The sequence below is a fragment of the Pseudomonas sp. JV245A genome (assembly GCF_032424515.1).
Classification (GTDB): Bacteria; Pseudomonadota; Gammaproteobacteria; order Pseudomonadales; family Pseudomonadaceae; genus Aquipseudomonas; species Aquipseudomonas protegens.
Genome location: NZ_VYKE01000592.1, coordinates 1 through 349 on the forward strand (window position 1 = coordinate 1; position 349 = coordinate 349).

Genomic DNA, 349 nt, shown 5'->3' on the forward strand with positions numbered 1-349 from the left:
ACCAGCCAGAGCATCGTTGGGAGCGGTGAAGTTCACGCTGGCAGACGACTCACCCACCGGGATGGTGATGGTCTGACCGTTGGACAGGGTCACTACGACCGGCGAGCCGGTTACTGGTGCAGTCACGGAGGCGGTGTACACCACAGTGCCGCCTTCGGCGACATTAGGGGTAGCTGTCAGCGAAACAGTGCTGGTATCGATGGTGTCAGTGACATCGGTGACGGCTGGAGTCGGATTGGTCTCCAGATTCTCGAAGTTACCGCCTTCGGCTTTAGCGATGGTGGCTTCGACTTTACCAGCGTCTTTGTAGACGTCATCGGCAGGTGCGGCCACGGTGGTGGTACCCGTG

At 59.6% G+C, this 349-nt stretch carries 1 protein-coding gene; it reads right to left on the bottom strand.

What is annotated here, in order from left to right:
* A partial coding sequence (locus F6S12_RS33185; protein ID WP_315870043.1) for an immunoglobulin-like domain-containing protein occupies positions 1-349 on the bottom strand: 349 nt, incomplete at both ends.